The following is a 9,279-nucleotide window of genomic DNA, read 5'->3' as shown; positions in this document are numbered from 1 at the left end:
GTCCTGGGTCAGATAACGCACCAGCACGTTGGTATCCAGGCCGATCATCCAGCGGTTGCTCCCTGGGCCGCGATGGCGCGGTTCATGTCTTCGATAGACACGGCATGGGCGGGCTTGCGGATCAAACCCTTGAGGTCCTTGACGGTTTTGCTTGCGGCAATCATGGAAAACTTGCCGTCTTCCATTTCAACGAATTCCACCCGGTCGCCTGTTTCCAGGCCCAGGGCCGTTCTGACCTGCACAGGGATGGTAATTTGCCCTTTTGAAGTGAGTGTGGCGGTGGCCATAGTGAAGATCTCCATCGTGATACTCCTTAACTTAGGGTAAGGAATGACAGAGGACAATATCCGTTGGTCCATAGGTCGCTCGCTGAGGTGGGTGAGTTGGAAGGAATAGTAAAACCCTAGTCCTAACTCTTGAACCTCACACGCCGAGCCATGCCCCAAACGGATACAAACTATGACCGACCGCCGCTAGCTCATTGCACCACGCGGTAGCACGGCACATACGCCGCGCCGCCTGGCAACTTCATGCGGTGCTGGGCCACGAAGGCCTTCAGCAGCTCATCCAGCGGTTTCATGATGGCCGGGTCACCGTGAATCTCATACGGGCCGTTTTCTTCGATCAGGCGAATGCCCTTGTCCTTGACGTTACCCGCCACAATCCCAGAGAACGCCCGGCGCAGGTTGGCCGCCAGTTCATGGGCCGGCAACGCGTGGTTGAGTTGCAGGCTGGCCATGTTTTCGTGGGTGGGGTCGAATGGGCGCTGGAAGCCTTCGTCGATCTTCAGCAGCCAGTTGAAGTGGAACGCGTCGTTACGCTCGCGGCGGAACTGCTTCACCGCCTTGAGGCCGGTGGTCATCTGGCGGGCCACTTCAGCCGGGTCGTCGATGATGATCTGGTAATGCTTCTGCGCCGCTTCACCCAGGGTGGCGCCGACGAACGCGTGCAATTGTTCCAGGTAAGGCGCGGCATGTTTGGGCCCGGTAAGCACCACCGGGAACGGCACGTCGCGGTTGTCCGGGTGCATGAGGATGCCCAGCAGGTACAGGAACTCCTCCGCCGTGCCGGCACCGCCGGGGAAGATGATGATGCCGTGACCGACACGCACAAAGGCTTCCAGGCGTTTTTCGATGTCCGGCAAAATCACCAGTTCGTTGACGATGGGGTTCGGCGCTTCGGCAGCGATGATGCCTGGCTCGGTCAGGCCCAGGTAACGACCATTGGTGATGCGTTGCTTGGCGTGGGAAATGGTCGCGCCTTTCATCGGACCTTTCATTACGCCGGGGCCGCAGCCGGTGCACACGTCGAGGCTGCGCAGGCCCAGTTCGTGCCCGACTTTCTTGGTGTATTTGTATTCTTCGGTGTTGATCGAATGGCCGCCCCAGCACACCACGATCTTCGGCTCCACACCCGGGCGCAGCGTACGGGCGTTGCGCAGCAGGTGGAACACGTAGTCGGTGATGCCTTGGGAGTTGCTCAGGTCGATACGCTGGCTGTCCAGCTCGTTCTCGGTGTAGACGATGTCGCGCAGGGCGCTGAACAGCATTTCGCGGGTGCTGGCAATCATTTCGCCATCGACGAAGGCATCGGCGGGGGCGTTGAGCAGTTCCAGGCGTACGCCGCGGTCTTGCTGGTGAATACGCACTTCAAAGTCTTTGTAGGCGTCGAGGATGGTCTTGGCGTTGTCGATATGCGCGCCGGTATTGAGAATCGCCAGGGCGCATTGGCGGAACAGGGTGTAGATGCTGCCGGTACCGGCTTCGCTCAGTTGCTGCACTTCACGTTGGGACAGGGTTTCGAGGCTGCCCTTGGGGCTGACGGAGGCATTGATGACTTGACGTTGGGGCATTCTGATTCCTTGAAAGCATAGCCACCGCGCCCGCTTGGGGGCGATGGCTTGAGAATGGTGAGCGCCAATTAAGGTCGCACGAGACGGTTATTTACCTCAGGCACAAGGCCCAGCGCAAATGCCGTCCAACACCATCATGCCGCAGAACTTACTGAATCAGCTTCCAGTTTTTGTAGAAAACCCGACGCAGGGTAAAGACCAGGCCGGCAAACCCTGCGATCACGGCGTTGAGCACCGAGGGCAGCAGGGTCGGGCGCACAATATCAATGAACAGGCAGTAGCGTTTGGCGTCGTTTTTGTTGAAGGAGGCGTGCATCAGCGTGTCATCGAAGATAAACAGCGGGTCGTCGTGCCAGTAGTGCTTGTGCTTGCCCACCTGGATATACACGCCCTCATGGTGCGGTGCCGGCGCCATGTTGTAGAGCACACGGAACATCATGCGCAGGGGGCCGAAGTGGAACGACGTCGAGCGGTTCTCGTTGAACACCGAGACGCCGATGGTTTTCACGAACGGTAGTTTCTTGCGCAGTTGCGGGATATCCAGAGTGGTTTCGATCGGGCGGCCGTACCACTGGAAAAACAACATGCCGCGTTTCTTCTCGGCCATGCGCTCGTCCAGGTAGCTGATGATTTCATCCTTGCGGGCCATGGCGTCGTCGATCACCTTTTGCAGGTCTTCGCGCCAGGCCGGTGGCAGGTCGTTCATGGTGTAGACATGTCGGTTGCGGCTGCTGAGCAGGTCGAGCAGGGTGTTGAACGGTGCCAGCACCCAGGTATTACGGCCGTTGCCGATAAAATACTTCTTGATGGTGTCGCGGTCGTACAGGCCGTTACGCAGGAAGTCATAAACGCCGCAGCACACCACCAACAGCAGAAACACCAGGCAACTGCGCGGGAAACAATAGATCAACAGCAGAACGCCGAGCACCCACGCCAGGGACACCAGCTTTTTGCCGACAGCATTTTTGCTCATGAAACGAGGCTCCAAAGCCGAAACATATTGAAACAATATCGTCATCATAGGGGTTTATGAGGCTCGCAGGCGTTTTTAAATAGGGTGAAATTGTGAAGCCGCTGCACAATTTGTAACCGTTGCCGTGCAGGCTCCGACGTTTTGTGGATTGAATTTTGAGAACAGAAGATTTGCGACTATCGTGACGCTTCGGTTTTTCAGGCGTCATAGACCGGTACGATTGAAGTTGAATGGCCACTATTGGCCTTCGGCACCTTGGAAGAGGCAGAAATTTTTATGATCATCAAACCGCGGGTTCGTGGCTTTATCTGTGTGACCGCTCACCCTGTTGGCTGTGAAGCGAACGTCAAAGAGCAGATCGACTACGTAACCAAAAACGGCGTCATCGAAGGCGGCCCTAAAAAGGTGCTGGTCCTCGGTGCCTCCACCGGCTACGGCCTGGCCGCGCGCATCAGTGCTGCGTTTGGCTGCGGCGCCGACACCCTGGGCGTGTTTTTTGAGAAAGAAGGCGAAGAAGGCAAGCTGAGCTCCGCCGGCTGGTACAACAGCGCGGCGTTCGAGAAGTTTGCCGTGGAAAAAGGCCTGTACGCCAAGAGCATCAACGGCGACGCGTTCTCCGACGAGATCAAGCGCCTGACCATCGAGACCATCAAGAAAGACCTGGGCAAGATCGACCTGGTGGTCTACAGCCTGGCCGCGCCACGCCGTACCGACCCGCAAGGCGTGGTGCACAACTCCACCCTCAAGCCAATCGGCAAGGCCGTGACCCTGCGCGGTATCAACACTGACAAGGGCGTAGTGGTAGACACCACCCTTGAGCCTGCAACCCAGGAAGAAATCGACGGCACCGTGAAGGTCATGGGCGGCGAAGACTGGCAGCTGTGGATCGACGCCCTGCGTGACGCCGACGTACTGGCCGAAGGCGCCAAGACCACCGCGTTCACCTACCTCGGTGAGAAGCTGACCCAGGACATCTACTGGAACGGCTCCATTGGCGAAGCCAAGAAAGACCTGGACAAGAAAGTTTTGACCCTGCGCGAAAACCTCGCTGCGCTCAAGGGCGACGCCCGCGTGTCGGTGCTCAAGGCCGTGGTCACCCAGGCCAGCTCGGCCATCCCGATCATGCCGCTGTACCTGTCGCTGCTGTTCAAGGTGATGAAAGAGCAGGGCACTCACGAGGGCTGCATCGAGCAGGTCTACGGCCTGTTCAAGGACAGCCTGTACGGCAGTCAGCCGAAACTCGACGCCGATGGCCGCCTGCGTGCCGACCTGGCCGAGTTGGAGCCGAAGGTCCAGGACGCCGTGGCCGCGCTGTGGAATCAGGTGACCGACGACAACGTCAACGAGATCAGCGATTTTGCCGGTTACAAGGCTGAGTTCCTGCGCTTGTTCGGCTTTGAAGTCGACGGCGTGGATTACGACGCGGATGTGAACCCGACCGTCAAAATCAACGGCCTGATCCAGGCTTAAAACGCGGCCAATAAGGTGGGAACTGGCTTGCCCTGATGTCAGTCAGTTAACGCAAATCCCTTGTGGGAGCGGGCTTGCCCGCGAAGGCGGTGTGTCAGTCGCAGCATCTGAGGCTGTACGACCGCTTTCGCAGGCAAGCCAGCTCCCACATTTGATCTTCATTGCTTTGAGCATTGCGTTCGCTCAATTAGGCCGTGCCTCCTCCCACCTGTCTTTTCAGACACTTCTTACGCCCCGGCGCGCGCCTCCCTCTTGTAGATCTGTCAGACTCCAGCTGCTATCAAGCCACGCTAACGGAGGATCTGATGACGATTCGTGCAGTAGTTTTTGATTTCGGCGGTGTCCTGTTCGACTGGAGCCCGCAGCACCTGTACCGCAAGCTGATCGCCGACGACGTCGAGCGCCAATGGTTCCTCGACACCATCTGTACCCAGGACTGGAACACCGAGCAAGATGCCGGTCGCTCCTTGGCTGAGGCCACCCGCACCCTGATTACCCAATACCCCGAACACAAGGCCCTGATCCAGGCTTATTACGAGCGCTGGCCAGAAATGCTGCGTGCCGAATTACCCGAGGGTGTGGCGATTCTCGAGGCCTTGCACCAAGTTGAGATGCCGCTGTTCGGGCTCACCAACTGGTCGGCAGAAACCTTCCCTTATGCCCGGGCCAACTACCCGTTCCTGCAGCGTTTTCGCAACATCGTCGTGTCCGGCGAATTGAAACTGATCAAGCCTGACCCGGCGATCTACCACGCCAGCCTGAGTCAAGTGCGTGAACACTTGCCAGACATCCAGGCCAGTGAAGTGGTGTTTATCGACGACGTCGCCGGCAATATCGAGGCCGCCATCGCATTGGGCTGGCAGGGCATCCACCATGTGTCGGCTGAGCGCACCGCCACGCGCTTGCGTGAGTTGGGCGTGGCGTTCTAGCGCGCCCATTTCTCCATCACAAAGTCGACGAACGCCCGCAGCTTGGGCAGGCGGTAGCGGTCCTGGCGATACATCAGGTGCATGGGGCGGCTGGGCAGTTTATAGGTGGTCAGCAAGGCCACTAGCTTGCCGCTGTCCAGGTCCGGTTGCACCAGGGCATCGGCCAGCATGGTGATGCCCATGCCGTTGATGGCGGCCTGGCGCAAGCCTTGGGAGCTGTTGATGGTCAATGAGCCAGACACCGGCACCTGCACCTCACCTTCATCGCCCGTCATGCGCCACAGTTTGTCGGTGTCGCGCCAGTTGTCGTTGGCGGGGTAGGCGAATGCCAGGCAGTCATGCTGCTGCAGGTCGGCCGGGGTTTGCGGTGCGCCGCGTCGCGCCAGGTAGGCAGGGGAGGCGCAAAGGGTGAGGGTGTAGGCCTGCAGGGGCCGGGCGATCAGGCTGGAGCTTTCCAGTTCGCCGAGACGGATCGCCACGTCAAAACCGCTGTCGACCAGGTCCATGCGTTCATTGCTCATCACCACGTACAGGTCGATAAGGGGGTAGCGCTGGGCGAACTCACTCAAGGCCGGTACCAGGCGTTCGGTGCCGAACACCGGCGGCGCGGTGATGCGCAGGCTGCCTTTGGGGGTTTCGCTGTGGACCTGCTCGGCCAGTAGCTCGGAGTCGGCCACCAGCCCCAGCACTTCCAGGCAGCGCTGATAATACTGACCGCCAAATTCGGTGAGGTTCTGCTTGCGCGTGGTGCGTTTGAGCAGGCTGACGCCAAGCCGTTGCTCCAGCGCTCGCAGATGGTTGCCCACCATGGTGGTTGAGATCCCGCATTCCTGCGCGGCGGCGGTCATGCTGCCGGTTTCGACGACTTTCACGTACACCGACATTGCCTGGAACAGGTCCATTATCAAGCCCTGGTTTAAAGTTATTGCAGCGATTCTACGTTTATCCAGCGAGGGTGGTTAACCATACTGGATCCACCCCAACGATGCACTGGAGCCGCCACCATGACCGCCGCCTGCCTGATGAGCACTTATCAACCCCTGGCCCTGAGTTTCACCCGCGGCCTGGGCACGCGCCTGTGGGACCAACAGGGCCGCGAATACCTGGATGCCGTGGCCGGCGTGGCGGTGACCAATGTCGGCCATTCCCACCCAAGGTTAGTGGCCGCCATCAGCGAACAGGCCGGCTTGCTGCTGCACACCTCCAACCTCTACAGCATCGACTGGCAACAACAATTGGCCCGGCGCCTGGCCCAACTGTCCGGGCTGGACCGTGCGTTCTTCAACAATTCCGGCGCCGAAGCCAACGAGACGGCGCTGAAGCTGGCGCGTTTGCACGGCTGGAAAAAAGGCATCGAACAGCCGTTGGTGGTCGTGATGGAGAACGCCTTCCACGGCCGCACGCTGGGCACCATGGCCGCCAGCGACGGGCCTTCGGTGCGCCTGGGGTTCCAGCGCCTGCCCGGCGATTTCATCAAGGTTGGGTTTGGCGACATGGCGGCCCTGGAGGCGCTCACCGCACAGTTCGGCACGCGCATTGCGGCGGTGTTGCTGGAGCCGATCCAGGGTGAAAGTGGTGTGTTAGTGGCGCCGTCGGGCTACCTCAAAGCCCTGCGCGAGCACTGCACGCGCCACGGCTGGCTGATGATGCTTGACGAAATCCAGACCGGCATCGGGCGCACCGGCACCTGGTTTGCCTTCCAGCACGAAGGCATCGTGCCGGACGTGATCACCCTGGCCAAAGGCCTGGGCAATGGCGTGCCCATCGGCGCCTGCCTGGCCCGCGCTGCTGTCGCTGAGCTGTTCACCCCAGGCAGCCACGGCAGCACCTTTGGCGGCAACCCGCTGGCGTGTCGCGTCGGGTGTACGGTGCTGGAGATTATCCAGGAGCAAGGCTTGCTCGAAAATGCCGCACGCCAGGGCGAACACTTGCTGGCGCGCTTGCGCATGGAGTTGGAGGAGCATCCGCAAGTGCGGGCGATTCGTGGCAAGGGCTTGATGATCGGCATTGAGCTGGCCAGCCCTTACCGCGACCTGGCCCAACGGGCGGCGCAGGAGCACGGGCTGTTGATCAATGTCACGCGGGGCAAGATTATTCGCCTGTTGCCGCCGCTGACGTTGGAGCGCAAGGAAGTGGAGATGATCGTACGGGCCATCACCCGACTACTGGACTGAAAAAGTGCGGAAGGGGGCGATGCTCGTTCCCACGCTCTGCGTGGTAACGCCTCCTGTGACGCTCTGCGTCACGCCTTAAGAGCGGACGCGGAGCGTCCAGGGCAGCATTCCCACGCGGAGCGTGGGAACGATCAGAGGGAGGGGCCATTGAGCCATTCCTGGTTCATGGTTTCGGTATCCCCCAAGTACTCCAACAACCACGCCATGGCCGGCGACAGCTTGTTCTGCGCCCACGCCACACACGACGGGCTGGCCGGAAATGGCCGGCTCAACTGCAGCGCCACCAAGTCCCCGCGCTCGATCCATGGCAATACCTGATGGGCCGGTGCCATCCCCACACACAGGCCATCGCGCAGGCAATCCAGGGCCGACGCCCAGTTGGGCACCACCAGGCGGCGCTGGTTATCCAGGGTCCAGGTGTCGCGTTTGGGCAGGTTGCGCGAGGTGTCGGTCATGCACAGCGAGGCAAAGGGGCGCAGTTGGTCATCACTGAGTAAACCTTCCACCGCAGCTAAGGGGTGCCGGGCGCTGACCACGCACAGCCAGTTCAACAGGCCCATGTCGCGGAAGCTGAAGTGGCTGGCCACCGGCACCGCGCTGGTGGCGCCGATCACGATGTCGGTGCGTTCATCCGCCAGCGCATCCCACACGCCGTTGTACACCTCGTATTCGAGCAGCAATTCCACTTCGGGAAACTGCCGATAGAAGTCGAGCACCAACTGCCGGCAGCGCTGGGGTTTGACGATGGAGTCCACGGCCACCTTCAACTGGCCGCTCCAGCCATTGGCCACCTGTTGGCATAGGCGCCGTGTGCCGAGCATTTTTTTCATTACGCCGCGGGCTTCGTCGATAAACAAACGGCCGGCGGGGGTCAGTTCTACGTCGCGATGTCGACGCACAAACAGCGGCACGGCCAACCATTCTTCGAGCTGGCGCACCGTGTAGCTGATGGCCGACGGTACGCGGTGCAGTTCCTGGGCGGCAGCGCTGAAGCTGCCGTGACGGGCGACGGCGTCGACCACATCCAGGGAATATTCCGACCACATGGGCGCTGCCTTCAAAATTATTGATGAGAGTGTCCAATTATTATCGCTTCACACAGATATTGTCAGCTTCATAATGGGCGCCAGTCAGCAAATAGTTTGATGGCAGTATCTACAAGGCTTCGATGAAAAATTCTTTTGGTTTTACCTGGTATCTGGCGGGGCTGAGCATGCTCGGTTATCTCGCCATGGACATGTACTTGCCGGCGTTTGGCGCCATGGGCGAGCAGTTGAACATTGGTGCAGGCGCGGTGGGCGCCAGCTTGAGTATTTTCCTTGCCGGCTTTGCGGTCGGGCAGTTGCTGTGGGGGCCGCTCTCGGACCGCCTGGGGCGCAAGCCCATCCTGCTCGCTGGCCTGAGCCTGTTTGTGTTCGGTTGCCTGGGCATGTTCTGGGTCGAAACCGCGCCGCAACTGTTGGCCCTGCGCTTTATGCAAGCGATTGGCGTGTGTGCCGCCGCCGTGAGCTGGCAGGCGCTGGTGATTGACCGCTACCCGGCCGACAAGGCCCACCGCGTCTTCGCCAGCATTATGCCGTTGATGTCGCTGTCTCCGGCCTTGGCACCGCTGTTGGGTGCCATGGTGCTGAATCACTTTGGCTGGCAGGCGATCTTCGGCGTGTTGCTGGTGGTGTCGTTGTTGCTGCTGGTGCCGACGTTGTTCCTGCGCAACATGCCCAAGCGTTCGGAGCACAAGGGCAGCCCGGTGCGCCTGGGGTATGGGCAATTGCTCACCTCACGGGTGTTTACCGGCAATGTGATGATCTTCGCCGCCTGTTCGGCCAGCTTTTTCGCTTGGCTGACCGCCTCGCCGTTCATTCTCGGTGGCATGGGCTACAG

General features: G+C 60.2%; 9 protein-coding genes. 4 read left to right on the top strand and 5 right to left on the bottom strand.

Annotated elements, in window-relative coordinates; translation table 11 throughout:
- Positions 1–44: 44 nt before the first annotated feature.
- The 3 genes from GIW04_RS23655 to GIW04_RS23645 all read right to left on the bottom strand — a co-directional run bounded on the left by GIW04_RS23655 (position 45) and on the right by GIW04_RS23645 (position 2,825).
- On the bottom strand, positions 45–302 hold the full coding sequence (locus tag GIW04_RS23655; protein WP_032892812.1) for an AbrB/MazE/SpoVT family DNA-binding domain-containing protein: 258 nt from the start codon (positions 300–302) through the stop codon (positions 45–47).
- Positions 303–478: 176 nt separating this feature from the next.
- Entirely contained in the window at positions 479–1,852 is a 1,374-nt protein-coding gene (gene ppnN, locus GIW04_RS23650; protein ID WP_003189728.1) for a nucleotide 5'-monophosphate nucleosidase PpnN, read from the bottom strand.
- A 148-nt stretch (positions 1,853–2,000) separates the two neighbouring features.
- On the bottom strand, positions 2,001–2,825 hold the full coding sequence (locus tag GIW04_RS23645; RefSeq protein WP_057710865.1) for an aspartyl/asparaginyl beta-hydroxylase domain-containing protein: 825 nt from the start codon (positions 2,823–2,825) through the stop codon (positions 2,001–2,003).
- Positions 2,826–3,101: 276 nt separating this feature from the next.
- Here GIW04_RS23645 and fabV point away from each other — a divergent pair, with 276 nt between their 5' ends.
- Positions 3,102–4,295: an enoyl-ACP reductase FabV gene (gene fabV / locus GIW04_RS23640; protein ID WP_003189732.1), complete on the top strand. Its 1,194-nt coding sequence runs from the start codon at positions 3,102–3,104 to the stop codon at positions 4,293–4,295.
- A 305-nt stretch (positions 4,296–4,600) separates the two neighbouring features.
- Positions 4,601–5,224: an HAD family hydrolase gene (locus GIW04_RS23635; RefSeq protein ID WP_034135116.1), complete on the top strand. Its 624-nt coding sequence runs from the start codon at positions 4,601–4,603 to the stop codon at positions 5,222–5,224.
- Here GIW04_RS23635 and GIW04_RS23630 read toward each other — a convergent pair.
- Complete coding sequence (locus GIW04_RS23630; protein WP_003189735.1) at positions 5,221–6,126, bottom strand: LysR family transcriptional regulator; 906 nt, start codon at positions 6,124–6,126, stop codon at positions 5,221–5,223. The genes GIW04_RS23635 and GIW04_RS23630 overlap by 4 nt on opposite strands.
- A gap of 102 nt (positions 6,127–6,228) precedes the next feature.
- Here GIW04_RS23630 and GIW04_RS23625 point away from each other — a divergent pair, with 102 nt between their 5' ends.
- Positions 6,229–7,398 (top strand): aspartate aminotransferase family protein, encoded by a 1,170-nt coding sequence (locus tag GIW04_RS23625; protein ID WP_120247681.1) that lies wholly within the window; start codon positions 6,229–6,231, stop codon positions 7,396–7,398.
- Positions 7,399–7,529: 131 nt separating this feature from the next.
- Here the strand turns inward: GIW04_RS23625 and punR are convergent, their stop codons facing one another.
- The gene (gene punR / locus GIW04_RS23620) at positions 7,530–8,444 is read right to left on the bottom strand and encodes a DNA-binding transcriptional activator PunR (protein ID WP_020301687.1); all 915 of its coding nucleotides are present in this window, start codon (positions 8,442–8,444) and stop codon (positions 7,530–7,532) included.
- A gap of 122 nt (positions 8,445–8,566) precedes the next feature.
- On the opposite strand from punR, the gene GIW04_RS23615 reads away from it, so the two are divergent.
- The coding region (locus GIW04_RS23615; protein ID WP_236479247.1) for a Bcr/CflA family efflux MFS transporter at positions 8,567–9,279 on the top strand (713 nt) is incomplete at its 3' end.

It is taken from the genome of Pseudomonas sp. PA-4-8C (assembly GCF_021606625.1).
Classification (GTDB): domain Bacteria; phylum Pseudomonadota; class Gammaproteobacteria; order Pseudomonadales; family Pseudomonadaceae; genus Aquipseudomonas; species Aquipseudomonas lactis.
Note: the sequence above shows the minus strand (reverse complement) of the source record. Positions and strands in the feature narration are given on the sequence as shown.